Below are 22,508 nucleotides of genomic sequence, written 5' to 3' on the forward strand. Positions count from 1 at the left end.
ATCGAGTTCATATATAAGGAGCTTGGTCCGGCGTTCGCCGGGTCAGGTATCCCTTTTCCTTGCGCGCAATGTTGTCCGTCGAACTCATCATCGTCGTCGTCCTGATCGTCATTAACGGCCTGTTGTCCATGTCCGAGCTGGCCGTGGTCTCGTCCCGCCCGGCCCGGCTGTCGCTGCTCGCGGCCAAGGGGGTGCGCGGCGCCGAGCGGGCGCTGACGCTGGCGGCCGATCCCGGAAAGTTCCTCTCGACGGTGCAGATCGGCATCACGTTGGTCGGCGTGCTCTCGGGCGCGTTCTCCGGCGCGACGCTCGGACAGCGGCTGACGCAATGGCTGGTCGAGCTCGGCCTGTCCTCAGGGATCGCCGACATCGTCGGCGTCGGCATCGTCGTCACGCTCATCACCTACGCCACCCTGATCGTCGGCGAGCTGGTGCCGAAGCAGGTGGCGCTGCGCGACCCCGAGAGCATCGCGGTCAAGGTCGCGCCCGCGATGCACGTTCTGGCGCGGATCTCGCTGCCCCTCGTCTTCCTGCTCGATCTCTCCGGCAAGCTGATCCTCACGCTGCTCGGCCGCGGCGGCAAGGCCGAGGAGAAGGTCTCGGAGGACGAGATCCATCACCTCGTCAGCGAAGCCGAGAACGCGGGCGTGCTGGAGTCGGGCGAAAAGGAGATGATCGCGGGCGTCATGCGGCTCGGCGACCGGCCGGTCGGCGCGATCATGACGCCGCGCACGGAGGTCAACGAGATCGATCTGAACGATGCGCCGGAGGCCATTCAAGCGATCATCGCGAAGAGCCCGCATTCGCGCTTTCCCGTCTCGGACGGCGATCGCGACAAGCCGATCGGCGTGCTCCAGGCCAAGGACCTGCTGGTCGCCTACATGAACGAGCGCACGCCGGATCTGCGAGCGCTGGTGCGCGAGGCGCCCGGCATTCCGGCATCAGCCGACGCCCGCGACGTGCTGGCGATTCTGAAAGCCGCTCCGGTTCATGTCGGCCTGGTCTACGACGAATACGGCGCCTTCGAGGGTATCGTGACGACGGCTGACATTCTGGAATCGATCGTCGGCGCCTTCCATTCCGAGGAGGGACCGCCGGAGCCGGCCTATGTCAGGCGCGATGACGGCTCGCTGCTGGTCTCCGGCTGGATGCCGGTCGACGAGTTCGGCGAGTTGCTCGGCATCGAGCTGCCGCCGCACCGCTACAACACGGTGGCGGGCCTGGTGCTGCAACAGTTCAGCGTGCTGCCCAATGTCGGCGATGCCTTCGACTTCGCCGGCTGGCATATCGAGGTGGTCGATCTCGACGGACGCAGGATCGACAAGATTCTGGCGGACCGGTTGAGTGAGGTCGAGACGGGGTGATTGCGCACCCAACCCTCCACCCGTCGTCCCGGACAAGCGCGCCCTAAGCGCGCGCCGATCAAACGCAGACCGCTCACCCGAACCGCACCCCGATCCGCTTCTCTTTGCGCCAGACCATCGTGCAGGCGAGATGCGTTCCGTCGGCCTGGATGACCAGGGTGAACCGCTCGGGGATACCGACCGGACTGGTGACATCGAGCGCGGCGCCGGTGTCGGAGAAATTGCGGACGGTGCAGTCGATCGCGCCGCCGCCGAACTCGATGGTTCCGGCTTTCAGCACGCGGTGCCTGGCTTTGTCGCGTCGCTCGTCCATGGGGCCAATTTACACCCTAAGCTGACACAGACGTTAAAACGCAACCACAATCTCCGATGAATTTTCACCGCCGCAGGATGCGGCGGATCATGCGGTGGCCCCTACGGCGCCGGCTGGAACGACTCCGCGCGCGCCATCTGCCAGGCATCGCGGAAGCGCGGATCTTCGGTGCCTTCGAGCAGCTCGCCCGGACGCAGCGACGGATAGAGCTGTGCAAAGGATCGCACCTGGGTGGTCGATGTCCGCTGGCTGAAGTGGATCGGGCGCAGCTGCTGCGGATGTTCGAGGCCGGCCGCGGCGATCAGCTCGGTGAGCGAGTGCAGCGTGGCGTGGTGATAATTATGGACGCGGTCGATCTTGAGCGGCACGTAGAGCGCACGCGCACGCGTCGGGTCCTGGGTCGCAACCCCGGTCGGGCAGCGGTCGGTGTGGCAGCTCAGCGACTGGATGCAGCCGAGCGAGAACATGAAGCCGCGCGCCGAGTTGCAGTAGTCAGCGCCGATCGCCATCGCCCGCGCCATGTCGAAGGCGGTCGCGATCTTGCCGGACGCGCCTATCCTGATCCGATCGCGCGCATTGATGCCGACCAGCGCGTTGTGGACGAAATTGACGCCCTCGCGCATCGGCATGCCGAGATGGTCCATGAACTCCAGTGGCGCGGCGCCGGTACCGCCTTCATTGCCGTCGACGACGATGAAATCCGGATAGATGCCGGTCTCCAGCATCGCCTTGCAGATCGCCAGGAATTCCCAGGGATGACCGATGCACAGCTTGAAGCCAGCCGGCTTGCCGCCGGACAGGCGGCGCATCTCGGCGATGAACTGCATCATGCCAACGGGCGTGGAGAAGGCGCGGTGCGAGGCCGGCGAGATGCAGTCCTCGCCCATCGTGACGCCGCGGATTTTCGATATCTCCTCCGACACCTTCGCAGCCGGCAGTACGCCGCCATGGCCGGGCTTGGCGCCCTGGCTGATCTTGAGCTCGACCATCTTGATCTGGTCCTGGCTCGCGACGCGGGCGAATGCCTCCGGATCGAACGTGCCGTCGAGATGACGGCAACCGAAATAGCCGGAGCCGATCTCCCAGATGATGTCGCCGCCCATCTCGCGATGGTAGGGGCTGAAGCCGCCCTCGCCGGTGTCATGCGCGAAGCCGCCCTTCCTGGCGCCGGCATTGAGCGCGCGCACGGCGTTCGGGCTGAGCGCGCCGAAGCTCATCGCGGAGATGTTGAATACCGATGCCGAATATGGCTTTGCGCAATCGGGCCCGCCGATGGTGACGCGAAACTTTTCCTCGGCATGCGTCTTCGGCGAGACCGAGTGATGCATCCACTCGTAGCCCTCGCGGTAGACGTCCTCCTGGGTGCCGAACGGACGCTTGTCGAGCTCCATCTTGGCGCGCTGATAGACCACCGCGCGGATGTCGCGCGAGAACGGCATGCCGTCCTTCTCGCTCTCGAAGAAGTACTGCCGCATCTCCGGACGGATTTCTTCCAGCAGGAAGCGGATGTGCGCCGAGATCGGGTAGTTGCGCAGAACCGCATGGCCCTTCTGCATGAGGTCGCGGACGCCGAGCAGCGTCAGCGCGCCAAAGATCAGGATCGGGATCAGCAGGATGTCGAAGATCTTGCCATCGGCGAGGCCGATGCCGATCAGCAGCGCGGTGACGACCGCGCAGATGGTCAGCACGATGAAGCGCGGCGAGAACGGCAGCAGCAGGGTTTCCATCAGCCCTTCGGCCGAAGCTTGCGTCTTGTTATCGTTGGCCACGACCACATCCCTCTCGTCAGTCTGACGGGGCATGATACGCCCGCGCCACGTCCACAGATATGACGCGGACCCCGCCTTGAGGCTACCGAATCCGGATGCCGCAAATCAATCCATCCCGCGGCGGGCTTCGCAGTGCAATAGATTCAAATGAAATGACAAATCAGTGACCATGAGGCTGTGCCTCGTGCGGAATGACGCCGTGCTGCTCGAGGCCGCCTCGCGCCAGAGGCATCGGTGCTCGCGACCGCGCGCTCGATATGGTCGTCGGTTCGCGAAAAATCGTAGGGCGATCCCACCAGCGGACAGAGCGGCGGCACCACGACATATTCGATGTCGGACGCCAGCCCCTCGAGCTCCGCCACCAATTGCCGGGCAATCAGCAGCGTCAGCGCATGCAGGGCATTGGCAACCGCGCCTACCGGCGGATCCTTCACCGCGCAGGCGTGCCCAGTCGGCAGCACGACCAGCCGCTTCGCGCCTTTCCTGATCGCGACCCGGACCGGGGTGTTCGAGGAGAGCGCACCGTCGGCGAGGAACCGATTGCGGTAGTAGACCGGCGAGAACGCGCCGGGGATCGCAGTGGACGCCAGGATCGCATCCACCGTCGCCCCCTCCGACAACACCACGCTCTCTCCGGAGACGAAATCGGTGGTGACGATGTGCACCGGAAGCGCGGCATCCTCGAGGTTGCGATAGGGGATGTGGTCCTCGACCAGCTTGCGGATGCCGTCATGGGGAATCAGGAAATCGCGCCGCCACATGAATCCGGCGAGGCTCTTCCAGGTGACCGGGAAGACATCATGGCGCTTCAGGCCGCGCCAGACGGCTTCAAGCCCGAGCACGCCCTTGAGCGAGGGGTCGCCAGCATAATAGGCGCCGTTGATCGCGCCGACGCTGGAGCCGACGACGAGATCGGCGACGACCCCGTGCCGCGCCAGTGAATGCATCATGCCGACCTGGATCGCTCCAAAACTGCCGCCGCCCGCGAGCACGAAGGCGGTCGGTTTCGGTGGACCATGGTCGATCACGGACAAGATTTGCGCAGCTCCCCCAGCTCTCGCATTGCAACATCGCGGCGAGATTTTGGCGCGAGCTTATAACAAGGTGCGCGCGAGACGCGCCAATAACAAAGTCGGGGGAGGATGGTGAGGGAAGACGATGGTGTTAGCGAGTGTGAGGCGAGATGGCAGCCACACTCGCAACTGTCGTCCCCGCGAACGCGGGGACCCATAACCACAGGGAGAGGTTATAGAGCGAGCTGATAACCACTAGCCATCGCCAAACCACTTCCTGTGGTTATGGGTCCCGGGCTCGCGCTTCGCGCGCCCCGGGACGACACCGATGTTGTGGCTACGGAGCGTCAATCAAAAGCCGAGCGGCTTATCGCTCGACGAACGCCTTTTCGATCACGAAATGGCCGGGCTTGTTGCCGGAGCCCTCGATGAAATCGCGGCCTTCGAACATCACCTTCAGCTCTTCCAGCATCGCCGGGCTGCCGCACATCATGATGCGGTCGGTTTCGATGTCGAGCGGGCCCTGTCCGATATCGTTGAAGATCTGCTCGGAGTTGATGAGGTCGGTGATGCGGCCGCGGTTCCTAAACGGCTCGCGGGTCACGGTCGGATAGTAGATCAGCTTGTCCGCCAGCAGCTCCCCGAACAGCTCGTCCTCGCGCAAGGAAGCAACCAGCTTCTCGCCATAGGCAAGCTCGGAGACCTGGCGGCAGCCATGCACCAGCACGATGCTGTCGAACTGGTCGTAGACCTCGGGGTCCTTGATCAGGCTGGCGAAGGGCGCGAGACCGGTGCCGGTCGAGAGCAGCATCAGCCGCTTGCCGGGAATGAGATTGTCGGTGATCAGCGTGCCGGTCGCCTTGCGGCCGACCAGGATGGTGTCGCCTTCCTTGATCTTCTGGAGGCGCGAGGTCAGCGGACCGTCCTGAACCTTGATCGAGAAGAACTCGAGCTCTTCCTCGTGGTTGGCGCTCGCCATGCTGTAGGCGCGCAGCAGCGGACGACCGTCGACCTCAAGGCCGATCATGGCGAACTGGCCGTTCTGGAAGCGGAAGCCGGTGTCGCGCGTGGCGCGGAAGCTGAACAGCGTGTCGGTCCAGTGCTGGACGGAAAGAACCTTCTCTCGGTAAAACGCGCTCATGATTTTCGATATTCCGAATAATTGCGGTTTTAGGGCAAAAGCGTTGCCCGGCCCCTGAAAACGGGGCGGACACCATTGCCATGGCGGAGGATTTCGCGTGTGTGATCTACGCCATTGAGGCCAATAATCAACCTCGTTCCGGATGCAATTGATGCCGCTCAAACCGGCATTTGCGGCGGAAATGGCCACATCATTAATGAATCTGCTGCCGGGCATGCGCGGCGGGCAATTTCTTTTCCCTCCAGGGCCCGATTGCAGCACTTAATTTCCGTCGCGCTCGCGAGAATTTCATTAAGAATAGCTCTGATTTTCACCCCGGTTTGGCGCCGTTTCCCGCATTTTTGCGGCTTTTGGCGACAGGAACGACTGAACACATGGCAAGCGGCGAGCGGATCTTCGTCCAGGCGATCAGGCGCTATTGCGCGACCCATGGTATCGCGCTCGACGTCCGCGCCGGCGGCTGGCTGCTCGCGATGCGCAGCCGCGCGAAGCGCCACTTCGCGTTCGGCTACGACATCGGCCTCAACAGCGCCATCGCGCACCGCCTCGCCAACGACAAATCGGCCACTGCCGAGGTGCTGGCGCTTGAGGGCGTGCCATGCGTTCCCCATCGCCTCTTCCTCAATCCAAAGCTGGGCAAGAACGTTGTTGGCCCCAATTGGCGAAACGCAATGCTCGAGCTGCTTCACGACCATCCGCAAGGCCTGGTGGTCAAGCCGAACGAGGGAACATCAGGGCGCTCGGTGTTCAAGGTGACGACAGAGGCGGAACTCGACCACGCAGCTGCCGAGGTCTTTTCGATGAGCACCGGCCTCGTGATCTCGCCCTATGTCGCGATCGAGCAAGAGGTGCGCGTGATCCTGCTCGATGATGTACCACTCGTCGTCTACAGCAAGCAGCGTGGGTCGGATTGGCGACACAATCTCGATGCCGGCGCAAAGCCGGTGCTGACGGAGGACGGCGAGGTTCGCAGGGCCTGCGTGAAGCTTGCGACCGATGCCGCGAGCGCCATCGGCATCGCCTTTGCGTCAATTGACGTGGTGCGCGTCGATGGCGAGTGGCGGGTGCTGGAAATCAATTCCGGCGTGATGATGGAAGCGCTGGCGAAGCTGCATCCGGAGCTGGTGCAGGCGACGTACGACGCGGCGCTGGATCGGGTGTTTGGGGATAAAGGCTGAGCGCTCAGCACTCGCCGTCTTCCCTTCTCCCCTTGCGGGAGAAGGTGGCGCGAAGCCACCCTCTCCCGCAAGGGGAGAGGGTGCACCGAGCTTGCGGCTCAATTATTCGCGCTCGCCGAGTCGTCCATCGACTTGAAGGCTTCCTCCAGCTGCAGGGAGATCGGTACGTTCAGACGTTCACCGGTCGGAAGCCGTGCGATGAACCATTTGTTGTAGAGTGGGATGAGGTCCTGATTGGAGCCGAGCTTGCGGAAGGTGCGGTCGACCACCGCCGTCAGCTGAGGCTCACCCTTCCTGAACATGATGCCGTAGGGGTCATAGGACAGGTAATCGCCGGTGACGCGGAACTTGTCCTGCGCCTTGTGACGCGCGATCAGGCCGGAGAGCAGGATGTCGTCGGTTGCAAACGCGTCGGCCTTGCCGTCGACGAGCATCTGGTAGGACTGCTCGTGATCCGGCGAGGTGACGATGTTCAGCCCGAGCGAGGACTTCTTGTCGGCCGCATGGATCGCCTGCTCGTTGGTGGTGCCCTTCGTCACCACGATGGTCTTGCCCTTCAGATCGGTCAGCGACTGGACCTTTGATGCCTTCGGCACCATCAGCTTGGTGCCGGCGACGAACATCAAAGGCGAGAACGCGACGCGCTTGCCGCGCTCGGCATTGGCGGTGGTCGAACCGCATTCCAGGTCGATCTTGTTCTGGAGCACGGCGTCGATGCGGTCGTCCGAAGTGACCTTGACGTAGTCGATCTTCAGATTGGGATCATCGACCTCGACGCCGATCTCCTCGACGATGGCCTCGCAGAGTTCGAGGCTGTAGCCGATCGGGCGGCCCGACTGGTCGAGGAAGGAGAACGGCGGCGAGCTCTCGCGATAGCCGAGCCGCACGGTGTGCGCTTGCTTGATGGCCGACAGCGTCGGGCTGAGCCCCTCGCTGCCGCCGGTCTGGGCTGAGGCGCCGGTTGCCAGCAGACATGCTGCCAGCAACAGGCCGCCCGATATCGCAGTTGAAAGGCGCATGACGCCCTCCCGTCAGTGGCCGGCCATCGCGGGCAGTTCGCCCGGCACCATGTCCGGCGTCGCGGCTTCGCCGGGTCCGAGCTCGTGCTCGGGCCCGAGTTCACCTTCCCATTTCGCGACCACGGCGGTCGCGAGCGAATTGCCGATGACATTGGTGGCGCTGCGTCCCATGTCGAGGAACGTATCAATGCCCATGATCATCAGCAGGCCTGCCTCGGGGATGCCGAACTGCGACAGCGTCGAGGCGATTACCACGAGAGACGCACGCGGCACGCCGGCAACGCCCTTGGAGGTGATCATCAACGTCGCGAGCATCGCCAGCTGCGTCGCGAGCGACATCTCGATGTGGTAGGTCTGCGCGATAAAGATGCTTGCGAAGGTGCAGTACATCATCGTGCCGTCGAGATTGAAGGAGTAGCCGAGCGGCAGCACGAAGCTCGAGATCCGCGACGACGCGCCGAACTTGGTCAGCCCCTCCAGCGTCTTCGGATAGGCCGCTTCCGAGCTCGCGGTGGAGAACGCAATCATCAACGGCTCGCGGATCAGTCTCAAGAGATGGCTGTAGCGCGGCCCGATCACGATGAAGCCGACGACCATCAGGATGCCCCACAGGATCGCCAGCGCGAGATAGAAGCCGCCCATGAAGACGACGAGCTTCCACAGCACGCCGAGACCGTTCTTGGCGACAGTGGCCGTGATGGCGGCCCATACCGCGAGCGGGGCGAACAGCATCACATAGCTCGTCACCTTGAGCATGATGTGAGCGACGTCGTCGATCATTGCCAGGATCGGCTTCGACCGTTCGGGCATCGAGCCCATCGCCACCGAGAAGAACACGGCGAAGATCACGATCTGGAGGATCTCGTTCTGCGCCATGGCGTCGGCGATCGAGGTCGGGATCAGGTGGGTCAGGAATTTTTCGATCGAGAAGGCCGAGACCGGCAAGCCGGTCGATTGCCCCGCCTGCGGCAGCGTGCCAGGGAAGTTCGCGCCGGGCTGGAGCAGATTGACCATGACGAGGCCGAGCAGCAGCGACACGAACGAGGCGCTGACGAACCAGCCCATGGTCTTGGCGAAGATGCGCCCGAGCCGCGAGCCGCTGCCCATATGCGCGATGCCGCCGACCAGGGTCGCGAACACCAGCGGCGCGATGATCATCTTGATCAAGCGCAGGAACATCATGGCGATCAGGTTGATGGAGGAAGCCCATTCGGCTCTGGTGTCAGGCAGGAAGTTGAAGATCGCCGCCCCCATGACGATGCCCAGCACCATCGCGGCCAGAATGTATTGCGTAAACCTGTTCGACATCGTTTACCCCCACCTACACCGGCGCTTCATGATGTCGCAGATATGACGACGACGCAACACGCTTGGCGTGCGCGCGCGATGGCCGGATGTTCCCGTTGCGAAACGGGTCGGCGCGATCTAGCCTTCATGCAGCGCACAACGAATGCGGCTTGCACGTTTTCTTTGCGGCGGCTGCATCAATAATCGTCAAGCAAACGAAGAGGAAACGCCATGAGCAGCAGCATCAATCGCCAGATTCTTCTGGTCGAAAAGCCCAGCGGCAAGCTCGGTGCCGAGCACTTCAAGATGGTCGAGGGTGCGATGCCGGAGCCGAAGGACGGGGAGGCCTTGCTGCAGGTGCGTTACATCTCGCTCGACGCGGCCAACCGCGCCTGGATGCACGGCGCGACCTATCGCTCCGCGGTCGAGGCCAACAGCGTGATGGCCGGCGGCGGCATCGCCGAGGTCGTCAGCTCGAAGGCGCCGGGGCTGGCTGCCGGCGACATCGTGTTCGGCGACACCGGCTGGCAGGAGTTTGCCGCGGTGCCGGCAAAGCATCTCACGAAAATGCCGAAGCTCGAACCGATGACGCATCTGCTCAGCGTGTTCGGCATCGCCGGCCTCACCGCCTATTTCGGCCTGCTGGAGGTCGGCAAGCCCAAAGAGGGCGAGACCGTCGTGGTGTCCGCGGCGGCCGGCTCCGTCGGCTCGATCGTCGGGCAGATCGCCAAGATTAGGGGATGTCGCGTGGTCGGCATCGCCGGCGGCGCCGACAAGTGCAATTGGCTGACCGCCGAGCTCGGCTTCGATGCCGCCGTCGACTACAAGGACGGCGCGGTGTTCAAGGCCCTGCGCGCGGCGGCGCCAAAAGGCATCGACGTCTATTTCGACAATGTCGGCGGCGACATTCTGGAAGCTTGCCTGCCGCAGATGAACAATTACGGCCGCATCGCCTGCTGCGGCGCGATCTCGCAATATGACGGCGCACCTGCCGCGCACGGCCCGCGCGGCGTGCCCGGCCTGGTCGTGGTGAAGCGGCTCGTCATGCAGGGCTTCATCGTGATGGACTACATGAAGGAGAGCCAGCGCGCGCTCGCCGACCTCCAGGGCTGGGTCGCATCCGGCAAGCTGAAGGTGCAGGAGGACATCATCGACGGATTGGAGAATACGCCGAAGGCGCTGATCGGATTGCTGGCGGGAGAGAACCGCGGCAAGCGCATGGTCAAGCTCTGACGCCGTATTGTTTGAGCATGATCTCCGCGCCAACGCGTTCCGCGTTTGTCGCGAGGGAAAGCCGCGGCACACTTTTCCGGATCGTGCTCTGGTTACGTCGCAATTGCGCCCGTATAATCTACTTGCGGTAGAGGCCGAGGCAGCCAATGATGCTGCACGCGGCATCACCCGCAATGATTGCTTGCATTACATTTAAAAATCGTCGGCGTGACCGACAGGGCAGGGAATTTACCCAAATGTTCAACACGTTGAAACATGCATCAACGCGTCGCGCGCTGCTGGCGGCAACGCTCTTCGCAACTGCAACAGGCGCATTCGCGCAAGCGCCGACCGAGGCTCAGAAGAGCGCCATCCGTTCCGCATGCCGCTCGGACTTCATGGCGCACTGCGCGAGCGTCACGCCCGGCGGCGTGGAGGCGTATCAATGTCTCCAGAAGAACATGTCCAGCCTGTCATCGGGATGCCAGACCGCGGTTCGCGCGGTCGAGCCCGCTGCGGCGCCGAAGACTGAAGCTGCACCCGCCAAGTCCGAACCGGCAAAGACCGAAGCGGCCCCCGCCGCCGCAGCGGCTCCGAAAGCGGCGGCGTCAAAGCAGCCGAGCAGCACGCAGATTGCCGCGGTCAAGAGCGCGTGCCGCGCCGATTATCCCAAGGTGTGCGCCAGCGTGCCGCCGGGCGGCGCCCCCGCCCTCGAATGCCTCGAGAAGAACAAGGCCAAGGTTTCGCCGGCCTGTGAGAAGGCGGTGAGCGCCGCAACCGGTGGCGGCGGCGCTGCTGCGACAGCAACACCTGCAGGCGCAGCTCCTGCGGCAGCAGCACCGGCGGCGGCGCCGGCCGTGATCGCTCTGCGCCCGCTGCGGCCCCGCGAAGAGCTGTTCATCGTGCGCTCGGCCTGCGGTGCCGACATCCGCACGCTCTGCGCCGGCGTCGCGCCGGGCGGGGGCCGCATCGTGCAATGCATCTCCAGCAATGCCGCATCACTGTCGCCCGCCTGCAAGGAAGTGCTGGCGCCATTCGCGGCGCGATAAGCGGCGCGAAATTGCGCGCCAAGCGCGCGACCACGATCGGCCGCGCGCGAATGAATTTTCGCGCGCCGGCCGCGACCAACCCTTTGCAAGTAACCAATTTCGATCACGACAAGACCGGGAGGACAACATGCGTTCATTTCTGCTTATTGCTGCCGCGCTCCTCGCCTTCGGCGCGAGCATGACCTTTGAGTCTACCGATGCCAACGCGGTGGTGTGCGCCCGCGGCGTCTACCGTGCCGGCTGTGCCGGGCCGAATGCGGCCGTCGTGGTGCGCAAGCCGGTTCCCGCGGTCCGCTGTACCAGGGTGCTGGTGAACGGTGTCTACGTGAAACGCTGCGTCTGACCCCCCGATGGCCAAGCCCGCACGGTTTGGCTATGGTTCGCAACGTCACTGCTTCGGACACGCGCCAGGCGCGCGTCCGGGAGTAAGCTTCGACGCGCCTCGCCTTCGATAATTCCGCTGGCGTGGACGGACGGAGCACATTAGTCTACCCCTAGATAGTAAGTATACTGTCAATTAGGGAGGCAGACGTTGCGGATCGCCGTGATTGGCGGGGGGCCCGGTGGGCTCTACTTCGCCTATCTCTGGAAGAAGCGTCACCCCGAGGATCAAGTCGACCTGTTCGAACAGAACCCGGCCGACGCGACCTGGGGCTTTGGCGTCGTGTTCTCCGATCAGGCCCTGGAATTCCTGCGCGCCGACGACCCCGAAACGGTCGATGCGATCGCGCCGCATATGGAGAGCTGGGAGAACATCACGCTCAACCTTCACGGCGACAGCGTCGCCATCGACGGCGTCGGCTTCTCGTCGATCGGCAGGCTGGAGCTCCTGCAGTTCCTCCAGCAGCGCGCGCTCGACGCCGGCGTCACGCCGCGCTTCGACACGCAGATCCACGCCATCGACCAGCTCAACGGCCACGACCTGATCGTTGCGGCCGACGGGCTGAATTCGCTGGTGCGGCGCGCCTATGAGGGCGATTTCGGCACGTCGCTGTCCTACTCCTCCAACAAGTTCGTCTGGTACGGGACCTCGAAACGCTTCGACACGCTGTCGCAGACCTTCGTGAAGACCGACCGCGGCGCCTTCAATGCCCATCACTATCGCTACTCCCCGACCATGAGCACCTTCCTGGTCGAATGCGATCACGCGACATGGCAGGCCTATGGCTTCGCCTACAAGGATGCCGAGCAGTCCAAGGGCGTCTGCGAGGAGGTCTTTGCCGACACGCTGGGCGGCCACTGCCTGGTCTCCAACAAGTCGGTTTGGCGCAACTTTCCCTGGGTCTGGAACGAGCACTGGTCGTTCAAGAACATGGTGCTGCTCGGCGATGCCCTGCACTCGGCCCATTTCTCCATCGGCTCGGGGACGCGGCTCGCGATCGAGGACGCCATTGCCCTGGTCAAGGCGCTGGAATCGGATGCGCATCTTTCGACCGCGCTCCACCGTTACCAGGCGGCTCGAAAGCCGGTGGTGCAGAAGCTCGTCAATGCCGCGCGCACCTCGGCCTTCTGGTACGAGAACTTTGCCCAGCACATGCAGCTCGGCCTGATGGACTTCGCCTACAGCTACATCACCCGCTCCGGCCGCATCGACGACCCCCGGCTGCGCGCGATGTCGCCCGCCTTCATGACGCGCTACGAGGCCGAGAAGAACGGCGGAGATGCCGCATGAGCCGCGAGATCCGCGACCAGGTGCCCGCCGACAGCCCGGGCGCCCGCGAAATCGGCTTTGCCATTCCGCAAACCTACAATGCCAGCCGCGTGCTGTTCGACCAGCTCGCCAAGGGCCGCGGCGACAAGCCCGCGCTGATCGGACCCGCGGGGACGCGCAGCTATGCCGAGCTTTGCGCGGAAGCTTGCCGCTGGGGCAACGGTTTCGCATCGCTCGGCCTGAAGCGCGGCGACCGCGTGCTGCTGTTCCTCGACGATACCCCGGCCTATCCGGCCGCATTCTTCGGCGCGGTGCGTGCCGGCTTCGTGCCGCTCCTGATCAACACGCTGACGCCGCCGGACCTGCTGCAATTCTATCTCGCCGATTCCGCCGCGGCGGTCGCGGTGGCGGATGCCGAATTCGCGACGCGCTTCGATGCGGAGGCCTGCGCGGCGACCTGCCTGCGCACGCTGATCGTCGTCAACGGCGAAGCGCGCGGCCACGCCGCGCCTGCGGCGATCGCGGCGCCCGGCTGGCTCGCGCAGTTCCCGGCCGAGCTCGCGGAAGCGGACACCCATCGCGACGAGATGGCGTTCTGGATGTACTCCTCCGGCTCGACCGGCCGGCCCAAGGGCATCGTGCATCTCCAGCACGACATGGCCTACAGCGATGCCGCCTTTGCGCAGAACGTGCTGAAGCTGACGCCCGGCGACATCTGCTTCTCGGTGCCGAAGATCTTCTTCGCCTACGGTTTCGGCAACTCCGTCACCTTCCCGTTCTCCGCGGGTGCCGCGACGCTGCTGCTGCCGGGGCAGCCGAAGCCAGCATCGATCTTTGCCGCGATCGAGCAATACAAGCCGACGGTCTTTTTCGGCCTGCCGACGCTGTACACCTCACTGACCAAGGCGGAGGGGGCAGAAAAGACCAACTTCTCGTCGTTGCGCATGTCGCTCTCGGCGGCCGAGGTCTTGTCTGCGGACGTCTTCAACGGCTGGAAGACGCTCACCGGGCTCGAGATCGTCGAAGGCCTCGGCTCGACCGAGGTGCTGCACATCTATCTCTCCAACCGCCCCGAACAGAAGAAGCTCGGCGCTGCCGGCCTGCGCGTGCCAGGCTACGAGGTCGCACTGCGCAACAAGGACGGCCGCGACGTCGCCGACGACGAGGAAGGCATCCTGTGGGTGCGCGGCGATTCCAACACGCCGCTGTACTGGAACCGGCCGGACAAATCCGCCGAGACCATCCGCGAGGGCGGTTGGATCTACACCGGCGACCGTTTCGTGCGCGATGCCGACGGCTTCCACTTCTTCCGCGGCCGTGCCGACGACCTCATCAAGATCTCCGGCCAGTGGGTCTATCCGCTCGAAGTCGAGCTGTGCCTCGCCGACCACCCCGACATCCGCGAATGCGCCGTGTTCGCCGCCGAGCTGCCGGACCGCCGCATGACGCTGAAGGCAGTGGTGGTGATGAACAACCGCGAGACCGATCAGAATGAGGCGACGCGGCGGCTACAGGATTACGTCAAGGGCAAGCTGCTTCCCTACAAATATCCGCGCGAGGTGATCTTCATCGACGAGCTGCCGAAGACCGGGACGGGGAAGATCGACCGGCAGGCGTTGTTGCGGATGTGAAGCCAGCAGCCGTGAAGAGCGCACTCCCACCACCACACAACCGCTGTCATCGCCCGGCTTGACCGGGCGATCCAGTATTCCACGGACGGTTGTGATTGATCCGAGAAGCCGCGGCGTACTGGATTCACCGCTTTCGCGGGGAATGACAGCGGAGATAAAGGCGACGGCGTCGCGTCGCTCCCCCTCACCCACCCTTCCCCAGATGCTCCAGCGCGTCCTCCGCACGCAGCGGCACGCGCGAGGCCTCGTTATTGAGATCGACGAGCTGCACCAAAAGCCCCATCAGCGCCTTGCGGTCGGCGGGTTTCAGCGGCTCCAGCATGCGCGCCTGGGCGCGCTCGACCGCGGGGATGATCTCGCGCAGGATCGCAGCGCCTGATTTCGTCAGATAGAGCAGCTTGATCCGCTTGTCCTCGGGTGCCGGCTTGCGCTCGATAAAGTCCTTGGCCTGCAGCCGCTCGATCACGCTGCCGAGCGTGGAGCGGTCGAAGGCGATCACCGCCGACAGCCGTGTCGCGTCGATGCCGGGATGGGTGTGAATCGCGATCAGCGCTGCGTATTGCACCGGCGTGAGATCGAACGCCTTGCACTCCTCCATGAAGATCGAGACTGCGATCTGCTGCATGCGCCGGAACAGATAGCCCGGCGCGGCATAGACCGCGTCGATCGTGATCGGAGCGGCGGGCTTACTCGGCATCGGGCTGCTTCTCCGGGGCGGCATTGGCGAAGGCCGGCAGCGCCTTTGCCGCAGCCTCCGCCTTCAGCAGCCGCGGATAGGCCGACACATCGACGCCGAAGCGGCGGGCATTGGCGAGCTGCGGCACGAGACAGAGATCGGCGAGCGTCGGCGCATCGCCGAAGCAGAACGGTCCCGGCTCGTCCTTGATCAGCGTCTCGCAGGCCGACAGCCCCTCGCGGTTGACCCACGCTGCCCAGTCCTGGACCTTCTCCTCGGCGAGCCCAAGCTCGCGCAGCCGCGCCAGCACCTTCAAATTCTGCACCGGGTGGGTGTCGCAGGCGATCGCCAGCGCGAACGCCCTCACCTTCGCGCGCCGCAACGGATCCCTCGGCAGCAGCGGCGGATTGGGATGCGTCTCGTCGAGCCATTCGATGATGGCGACCGATTGGGTCAGCACCGCTCCCGCATCGCTTTCCAGCGTCGGCACCAACCCTTGCGGATTGATGGCGAGATAGGCGGGCGCACATTGCTCGCCCTTGCGAAGATGATGCGGCAGGTGCTCGGCGCCGAGGCCCTTGAGGTTCAGCGCGATCCGCACCCGATAGGCGGCGCTGGAGCGGAAATAGCCGTGCAGCTTCATCGGAACCCTCCCTTTATTTTCCGTCATTCCGGGGCTCGCGAAGCGAGTGCCCGGAATGACGACCTTGTATGTCGTCCATTACGTTGACGCTACCTAGATCGTCAGTATACTGTCAATCAACAAAACGAACGGGAGCCGCACCATGGAAGCCGTGACCAAGACGCCGGAACGCGAGGCCTTCTACAAGAAGATCGACGGCGAAAACCTCACCGCGCTGTGGACGGTGATGGGCGATCTGATCACGCCGGAGCCGAAGAGCGCCTGCCGCCCGCATCTGTGGAAATTCGACGTCATCCGCGACTACATGACGGAAGCAGGCCGACTGATCACGGCCAAGGAAGCCGAACGGCGCGTGCTGGTGCTGGAGAATCCCGGCCTGCGCGGCCAGTCGAAAATCACGACCTCGCTCTATGCCGGCGTGCAGATGGTAGTGCCCGGCGACGTCGCGCCCGCCCACCGGCACAGCCAGTCGGCGCTGCGCTTCGTGCTCGAAGGCAAGGGCGCCCACACCGCGGTCGACGGCGAGCGCACCGCGATGGAGCCCGGCGATTTCATCATCACGCCGTCGATGACCTGGCACGATCATTCCAACGAGACCACTGAGCCGATGTTCTGGCTCGACGGTCTCGATATTCCGCTGGTGCAGTTCTTCGACTGCTCCTTTGCGGAAGGCTCCAAGGAAGACCAGCAGAGGATTACAAGGCCCGCCGGCGACAGCTTTGCGCGCTACGGCCACAATCTGCTGCCGGTCGACGCGAAGCGATCGTCCAAGACCTCACCGATCTTCAGCTATCCCTATGCCTACACCCGCGAGGCGCTGGAGAAAGCCCGCGCGAGCCAGGAGTGGGACGCCTGCCACGGTCTGAAGCTGAAATTCAGCAACCCCGAGACCGGTGATTTCGCAATGCCGACCATCGGCACCTTCATCCAGTTGCTGCCGAAGGGTTTCAAGACGGCCCGCTACCGCGCGACCGATGCGACGGTGTTCTGTCCGATCGAGGGCAAGGGGCGCAGCCGGATCGGCGATGCCGTTTTCGAATGGGGCCCGCGCGATCTGTTCGTGGTGCCGAGCTGGCAGTGGGTGACGCACGAGGCCGAAGACGACGCCGTGCTGTTCAGCTTCTCGGATCGCCCGGTGCAGCAGAAGCTGGATCTGTTCCGCGAGGATCGCGGTAATGCGTGACGGCCGGCGTGTTGGCCTCATTCTCGGTGTCGTCCCGGACAAGCGAAGCGCAGATCCGGGATCCATAACCCCAGGAAGGAGCTTGACGAAAATTCGTAGTTATCTTCGTCGGTACGAAGACCGCCCTTCCCCGATAGATTACGCGGTATGGGTCCCCGCTTTCGCGGGGACGACAGCGGATTCACCGCCAGTGCAACAGCCGCGTCTCCAGCCAGCCGATCACCTTCCCCACCACGAGCCCGAACACCGACAGGATCACCACGCCCGCGAGCAGCTGATCCGTCTGCATCAGATTGCCGGCCTGAAGCACGAAGGCGCCGATACCGTACTGGGCGCCGATCATTTCGGCACTGACGACGAGCAATAGCGCGACGGACGCGGTGATGCGGAAGCCGGCGAGGATGGCGGGCAACGCGCCAGGCCAGATCACCTTGCGCACGATGGTGGCGAAGGGGACGTTGAAACTCTGCGCCATGCGGATGAGGTTGCGCGGCACCGCATCGACGCCGCTATAGACCGAGATCGCGGTCGAGAAGAACACGCCGAGCGCAATGGTCGCGATCTTCGGCTCTTCACCGATGCCGAGCCAGAGAATGAGCAATGGCAGCAGTGCGATCTTCGGGATCGGGAACAGCGCCGAGATGAAGGTGATGCCGACGCTGCGCGCAAGCCGCGACAGGCCGATGGCGAAGCCGACCGCAACGCCGGCCGCCGTTCCCAGCAGCCAGCCGACGCCGATGCGCAGGATCGAGGCGGACAGATGCTGCCAGAGCGCGCCTGAAACCGCGAGCTCATAGATCGCCCGCGCGATCGCAGCCGGCGCCGGCAGGAACAGCGGATTGACGAGCCCGGCGCTGCCGGCCGCCTGCCAGATCGCGATGACAAGAGCGAGCGCGATCCAGCCGCCGAAGCGGCTCGAGGCGGGCACGAAGCCGGCGCCGCGAAAACGGACGCGCCGCGTCGTGTCGTCCTTCGCAGACGTCCCCGCGCGATCAAGCATGCTGGACCTCGCGCTCGGCGTCGATCGCCTCGTTGCGGATCAGCGACCAGATCTGGTTCTGAAGCGCCAGCAGCTTTTCACGCGCAGCGATCTCGCCGCGCTCGGTGCGCGTCATCGGTACGGTCACGACTTCGCGAATGCGGCCCGGCCGCCGCGACAGCACCACGATGCGGTCGGCGAGCCGTGCGGCTTCCTCGAGATTATGGGTGACATAGACCGCGCCCATGCCGCCATCGGCGAGCAGGCGGACGAAATCTTCCATCAGCAATTCGCGGGTCTGCGAATCCAGCGCCGACAGCGGCTCGTCCATCAGCAGGATGGCGGGCTTGACCGCAAGCGCGCGCGAAATGCCGACGCGCTGGCGCATGCCGCCGGAAAGCTGCTTCGGATAGGTCGTGCGGAAGTCGGTCAGCCCGGTGCGGCGCAGGGCATCGTCGACCAGCGCGCGGCGCTGCGCGGCCGAGAGCTGAGTATGCAGCAGCGGGAATTCGACATTCTCCTCCACCGTCGCCCAGGGCAGCAGCGCGAAATCCTGGAACACGAAGGTCAGCGGATTGAGGCTGTCCGCCGGCGGAGTCCCGCGCAGCTCCGGCGCGCCAGAGGTCGGCTGCAACAGCCCGCCGAGGATCGACAGCAGCGTGCTTTTGCCACATCCCGAAGGCCCGACGATCGCCACCACCTCGCCGGCGCCGACGGTGAAGGAAACGTCGTCGAGCACGGCGAGGTCGCCGAAGCGGTGGCTAATGTGGTTGGCGATCAGGTCCATGAAACGCGCTCTGCTCTCTCCCCGTCATCCTGAGGTGCTCCCATTGCGATGCGGATGCATCGCAATGGGAGCCTCGAAGGATGTCCGGCCGAGATACATCCGGGCCGTGCATCCTTCGAGGCTCGCTGCGCTCGCACCTCAGGATGACGGGGATGGTTTGGGGAACGCAGCATCAATCCGCCTTCACAAGATCCTTGGCGATGATCGTGTTCACATCAAAGCCCTTGTCGGCAAAGCCCTGCTCCTGGAGCCATTTGATCTGGTTGTCGACGTTCTTGACGTCCAGCTTGCCGTCGGGATCGATATAGGCGCAATTGCCGACCACCTGCTCGACCGGCAAATTGGTGTATTTGGCGATGATCTCCAGCGGCGGCTTGGTCTTGTCGTTGATGGGCGCTACGCCGTCCTTCATGGCGGCGAGGATGACGTCGTGATATTCGCGATCGGCTTTCGCGAGTACGCCGAGAAATTTCGTCACCAGCACCTTGTTGGTCAGCGTCTTCGGCGAAGCGAACACTGCGCCCAGCTGCCACGGCGTCTCGTCGCCGACCCAACCCAAAAACTTCGCGCCGCCCTCGTCCATCAGCTTTCGCGCGGTGGAGATCGGCAGCAGCGCCGCATCCACGGTTTCGCCCTTCAAGGCGGCGGCCGCGTTCGACAGCGATTGCAGCGGCACGATCTTCACGTCGGCGAGCTTGAAACCGTATTTGTCGGCGAGCAGCCCCAGCGAATAGTGAAAGGATGAGCCAACCTGCGTCACGGCTATGCGCTTGCCCGCGAGGTCCTTCGGAGTCTTCAACCCGGCGGCATAGGCGTTGTTGCTGGCGAAATAGCCGATCAGGGGATAACCGGCCTTCTCGCGGCTCATCCCGCCGATCACTTTCAGCGTGCCTTTGCCGGCGAGATTGTAGAGACCCGCCGTGAAGGCCGTGACACCGAAATCGATGTCGCCCGAGGTCGTCGCGACCGCGATCGGCTGCGCCGCATCGAAGAACTTCAGCTCGACATCGAGACCGGCCTCGCGGAAATAGCCCTTGTCCTGCGCAATGAAGACGGGCGCGGACGACGACAGGCGGAGCACGCCGACCCTGGCTTTCAGCGCGTCTTCGGCCCGGGCCGTGCCCATCGCTGTGATCGCCATCAGGCCAGCCAGTGCGAGCCGCGTAATCCCGATCATCCCGTGTCCTCCGTCGTCGTTCTCTCGGTCGTTCTGTTACAACCGTCACAAACCTTCGGGCACGGGCTGGTCCCGCCCGATGAAGGCGCCCTGTTGTTTCAACGTTTCCTGCAATTTTTCAATGGGGATGTCGCACGGGATGCGGTTTCCTGAGAGCGCGAGCGCCGCGGCGGAACCGGCGGCCTCACCCATCACGAAACAGGCACCGGAAACCCGCGCCGCCGACTGCCCCTCATGGGTCATCGAGGCGCAGCGGCCGGCGACGAGGAGATTGTCGACGCCCTCGGGCACCAGCATCCGGTACGGCAGCTCGTTATAACCGCGCGATTCCGGGATTGGCGGGAACGTGAAGACGACGTCGCCGGGAACATGGGCCTCGATCGGCCAGCCATTGACGCCGATCGAGTCTTCGAAAGACGCGCAGCCGAGCACATCCTCGCCGCTGAGCTGGTAGCCGCCTTTGATGCGGCGGGTCTCGCGGATGCCGAGCTGCGGCGGCAGATCGACGATGTAGCACTTTTCAAAGCCCGGCACGGTGCTGCGGAGGAACTCGAATGCGGCCAGCGCCTGCTTGCGACCCTCGATCTCGCCGCGGGTGAGGTCGTCGGGCTCGATGCCGTTGATGGCATGGCCGTCCTCGCGTGCCACTTGCGTGAAATTCACCCGCCATTCGATGCCGGACTTTTGCGGCCGCACGATCGCGCTCTTGCGCGGGAATGTGTGGGTGCCGGCGGCGAGCGCCTTCTCCATCAATTGCGGGATGGTCCGCCAGGCATCGCCAGCCTTCTCGGGATCGATGCCGTTGAGGCGAAGCATCATCGAGGGGTACATCGGATGACCGTGCTCGTCGCCGACCTCGAACGGCGCCCCTGCCCAGACCGCGAGGTCGCCGTCGCCGGAGCAGTCGATGAAGATCTCGGCGCGGACCGCCTGCCGTCCGGCCTTGGTCTCGACCATCAGCGCATCGATGCGGTTGTTATCGCCCATCACGACGCCGGCGCCGAGCGCATGGAAGAGGATGTGCACCTTGTGGCTTGCGAGCAGCTCGTCGGCCGCGATCTTGTAGGCCGCGGTGTCATAGGCCTGGGCGAAGACCTTGCCGAGGATCAGATGCGGTGCGTTGAGGCCGTTCAAATGATCGATCCGCGCCAGCAGTTCGGACGCCATGCCCTGCACCAGCCGGTGGGCCTGGCCGTAGACATTGCCATGCAGGCCGCAGAAATTGGTGACGCCGGCAGCCGTGCCCATGCCGCCAAGGAAGCCGTAGCGCTCGATCAGCAGCGTCTTTCGTCCCGCGCGCGCCGCTGACGCCGCCGCCACGATGCCGGCGGGTCCGCCGCCGAGAACGACGACTTCATATTCGCCGTAGAGCGGCACCTGGCGCGCCGGTTCTTCGATCATCATGGCCCGCATGCGCGTCCGCTCCCAAAATCTCTTGCTTGAAGCCGACTATGAATTAACGCAGGGCGAGCTACAATCTACCAAAATACGCGATCAGCTTTCTCGAATCGAGAAAGGTCGACATGGACATCCTGGTGAACCTTCAGGCCTTCCTCGCCACTGCGGATACGGCCGGATTCTCTGCCGCCGCGCGCAAGCTCAATGTCTCGACCTCGGTCGTCGCCAAGCGCGTCACGCAACTGGAGGCGCGGATCGGCGCGCCGCTGTTCCATCGCTCGACCCGGCAATTGCGCCTGACGGAAGCCGGCCAGCGCTATGTGCATCGCGCCCGCAGCGTCGTCGCCGATGCCACCGACCTGCTCTCGCGCATGGGCGAGAAGGGCCACGATCTCGTCGATCACCTCCGCATCAAGGCGCCTACCTCGCTCACCGTGGCGCGCCTTGCCGACGCCTTCAGCGCCTTCCAGACGCAGAACCCGCGATTGAAACTCGAGATCGTGCTGATCGACCGCCCGGTCGATCCCGTCACCGAAGGCTTTGACATCGCCATCGGCGCCTTCCCTCATTCCTTCGGCGGCGTGGTCGACGAGCCGCTGTGTCCGCTGAAGCGGCTGCTCTGCGCCTCACCGGCCTATTTGAAGAAGCACGGCACGCCAAAGCACCCGCGCGACCTCGTCGACCATCGCTGCCTCAGCTTCCTGCCGACGGGACCGGAGTGGATCTTCGACGGCCCGCGCGGGCGCATCAGCATCCAGGTCAGCCCGCTGCTCTCCTCCAACGAGGGCCATGTGCTGGCGCGTAGCGCGATCGCCGGTAACGGCATCGCGCTGATCTCACATTATCTCGTGGCGGATGCCCTGCGCGACGGTACGCTCAAGCCGGTGCTGCGCGACGTTCCAATTCCCGAGCTGTGGGTCAAGGCCGCGATCCCCGAGCGGCGGCGCAACGCCGCCGCGGTGCAGGCTCTCTTGCGCGAATTGAAGAGCGCACTGCTGCCGGTGCTGTAAGGCCGCCTCGTTCGCCCTCGTGGCGTCA

The 22,508-nt window shown here is 64.4% G+C and carries 21 protein-coding genes; 9 read left to right on the forward strand and 12 right to left on the reverse strand.

Annotation, left to right across the window (positions count from 1 at the left end):
* Window positions 1-68 precede the first annotated feature (68 nt).
* Entirely contained in the window at window positions 69-1,364 is a 1,296-nt protein-coding gene (locus tag QJT78_RS04885) for a hemolysin family protein (RefSeq protein WP_028148312.1), read from the forward strand.
* 73 nt (window positions 1,365-1,437) lie between these two features.
* On the opposite strand, the gene QJT78_RS04890 is transcribed toward QJT78_RS04885, so the two are convergent.
* The 4 genes from QJT78_RS04890 to QJT78_RS04905 form a co-directional block, all read right to left on the reverse strand.
* A complete protein-coding gene (locus tag QJT78_RS04890) occupies window positions 1,438-1,677 on the reverse strand; it encodes a PilZ domain-containing protein (protein ID WP_028148313.1) in 240 nt (79 codons plus the stop codon).
* Window positions 1,678-1,778: 101 nt separating this feature from the next.
* Window positions 1,779-3,404, reverse strand: a complete 1,626-nt coding sequence (locus QJT78_RS04895) for an FMN-binding glutamate synthase family protein (protein ID WP_038942783.1) — start codon at window positions 3,402-3,404, stop codon at window positions 1,779-1,781.
* A gap of 185 nt (window positions 3,405-3,589) precedes the next feature.
* The gene (locus tag QJT78_RS04900) at window positions 3,590-4,474 is read right to left on the reverse strand and encodes a patatin-like phospholipase family protein (RefSeq protein WP_281460189.1); all 885 of its coding nucleotides are present in this window, start codon (window positions 4,472-4,474) and stop codon (window positions 3,590-3,592) included.
* 352 nt (window positions 4,475-4,826) lie between these two features.
* Window positions 4,827-5,600: a ferredoxin--NADP reductase gene (locus QJT78_RS04905; RefSeq protein ID WP_028148316.1), complete on the reverse strand. Its 774-nt coding sequence runs from the start codon at window positions 5,598-5,600 to the stop codon at window positions 4,827-4,829.
* Between the two features lie 374 nt (window positions 5,601-5,974).
* Between QJT78_RS04905 and QJT78_RS04910 the strand changes: the two genes are divergently transcribed.
* Window positions 5,975-6,778, forward strand: coding sequence for an ATP-grasp domain-containing protein (locus QJT78_RS04910; RefSeq protein ID WP_028148317.1), 804 nt, complete (start codon window positions 5,975-5,977; stop codon window positions 6,776-6,778).
* Window positions 6,779-6,876: 98 nt separating this feature from the next.
* On the opposite strand, the gene QJT78_RS04915 is transcribed toward QJT78_RS04910, so the two are convergent.
* The gene (locus QJT78_RS04915; protein WP_028148318.1) at window positions 6,877-7,797 is read right to left on the reverse strand and encodes an amino acid ABC transporter substrate-binding protein; all 921 of its coding nucleotides are present in this window, start codon (window positions 7,795-7,797) and stop codon (window positions 6,877-6,879) included.
* Window positions 7,798-7,809: 12 nt separating this feature from the next.
* Window positions 7,810-9,105 carry a dicarboxylate/amino acid:cation symporter gene (locus tag QJT78_RS04920; protein ID WP_028148319.1) on the reverse strand — a complete coding sequence of 432 codons (1,296 nt, stop codon included), beginning with the start codon at window positions 9,103-9,105 and terminating at the stop codon, window positions 7,810-7,812.
* Window positions 9,106-9,315: 210 nt separating this feature from the next.
* Here QJT78_RS04920 and QJT78_RS04925 point away from each other — a divergent pair, with 210 nt between their 5' ends.
* From QJT78_RS04925 to QJT78_RS04945, 5 genes are all read left to right on the forward strand, one after another.
* Window positions 9,316-10,317, forward strand: coding sequence for an NADP-dependent oxidoreductase (locus QJT78_RS04925; protein ID WP_281460187.1), 1,002 nt, complete (start codon window positions 9,316-9,318; stop codon window positions 10,315-10,317).
* A gap of 236 nt (window positions 10,318-10,553) precedes the next feature.
* On the forward strand, window positions 10,554-11,345 hold the full coding sequence (locus QJT78_RS04930; protein WP_028148321.1) for a cysteine rich repeat-containing protein: 792 nt from the start codon (window positions 10,554-10,556) through the stop codon (window positions 11,343-11,345).
* A gap of 127 nt (window positions 11,346-11,472) precedes the next feature.
* Window positions 11,473-11,688: a hypothetical protein gene (locus tag QJT78_RS04935; protein WP_028148322.1), complete on the forward strand. Its 216-nt coding sequence runs from the start codon at window positions 11,473-11,475 to the stop codon at window positions 11,686-11,688.
* Between the two features lie 189 nt (window positions 11,689-11,877).
* Window positions 11,878-13,017 (forward strand): FAD-dependent monooxygenase, encoded by a 1,140-nt coding sequence (locus tag QJT78_RS04940; protein ID WP_028148323.1) that lies wholly within the window; start codon window positions 11,878-11,880, stop codon window positions 13,015-13,017.
* Window positions 13,014-14,627, forward strand: coding sequence for a benzoate-CoA ligase family protein (locus tag QJT78_RS04945; RefSeq protein WP_028148324.1), 1,614 nt, complete (start codon window positions 13,014-13,016; stop codon window positions 14,625-14,627). Before QJT78_RS04940 ends, QJT78_RS04945 begins: the two co-directional genes overlap by 4 nt.
* Before the next feature lie 184 nt (window positions 14,628-14,811).
* On the opposite strand, the gene QJT78_RS04950 is transcribed toward QJT78_RS04945, so the two are convergent.
* Entirely contained in the window at window positions 14,812-15,324 is a 513-nt protein-coding gene (locus QJT78_RS04950; protein ID WP_028148325.1) for a MarR family transcriptional regulator, read from the reverse strand.
* Window positions 15,314-15,946, reverse strand: a complete 633-nt coding sequence (gene maiA, locus QJT78_RS04955) for a maleylacetoacetate isomerase (protein WP_028148326.1) — start codon at window positions 15,944-15,946, stop codon at window positions 15,314-15,316. Before maiA ends, QJT78_RS04950 begins: the two co-directional genes overlap by 11 nt.
* A gap of 142 nt (window positions 15,947-16,088) precedes the next feature.
* Here maiA and gtdA point away from each other — a divergent pair, with 142 nt between their 5' ends.
* Entirely contained in the window at window positions 16,089-17,129 is a 1,041-nt protein-coding gene (gtdA, locus tag QJT78_RS04960) for a gentisate 1,2-dioxygenase (RefSeq protein ID WP_028148327.1), read from the forward strand.
* Window positions 17,130-17,310: 181 nt separating this feature from the next.
* Here the strand turns inward: gtdA and QJT78_RS04965 are convergent, their stop codons facing one another.
* The 4 genes from QJT78_RS04965 to QJT78_RS04980 form a co-directional block, all read right to left on the reverse strand.
* A complete protein-coding gene (locus tag QJT78_RS04965; RefSeq protein WP_028148328.1) occupies window positions 17,311-18,129 on the reverse strand; it encodes an ABC transporter permease in 819 nt (272 codons plus the stop codon).
* On the reverse strand, window positions 18,122-18,895 hold the full coding sequence (locus QJT78_RS04970; RefSeq protein ID WP_028148329.1) for an ABC transporter ATP-binding protein: 774 nt from the start codon (window positions 18,893-18,895) through the stop codon (window positions 18,122-18,124). Before QJT78_RS04970 ends, QJT78_RS04965 begins: the two co-directional genes overlap by 8 nt.
* 172 nt (window positions 18,896-19,067) lie before the next feature.
* Window positions 19,068-20,072 (reverse strand): ABC transporter substrate-binding protein, encoded by a 1,005-nt coding sequence (locus QJT78_RS04975; protein ID WP_028148330.1) that lies wholly within the window; start codon window positions 20,070-20,072, stop codon window positions 19,068-19,070.
* A gap of 45 nt (window positions 20,073-20,117) precedes the next feature.
* Window positions 20,118-21,485 (reverse strand): FAD-dependent oxidoreductase, encoded by a 1,368-nt coding sequence (locus QJT78_RS04980; RefSeq protein ID WP_038942777.1) that lies wholly within the window; start codon window positions 21,483-21,485, stop codon window positions 20,118-20,120.
* Between the two features lie 110 nt (window positions 21,486-21,595).
* Here QJT78_RS04980 and QJT78_RS04985 point away from each other — a divergent pair, with 110 nt between their 5' ends.
* Window positions 21,596-22,480 (forward strand): LysR family transcriptional regulator, encoded by an 885-nt coding sequence (locus QJT78_RS04985; protein WP_028148332.1) that lies wholly within the window; start codon window positions 21,596-21,598, stop codon window positions 22,478-22,480.
* The last annotated feature ends 28 nt before the right edge of the window (window positions 22,481-22,508 follow it).

It is taken from the genome of Bradyrhizobium sp. Mp27 (genome assembly GCF_029953005.1).
Lineage (GTDB): Bacteria > Pseudomonadota > Alphaproteobacteria > Rhizobiales > Xanthobacteraceae > Bradyrhizobium > Bradyrhizobium barranii.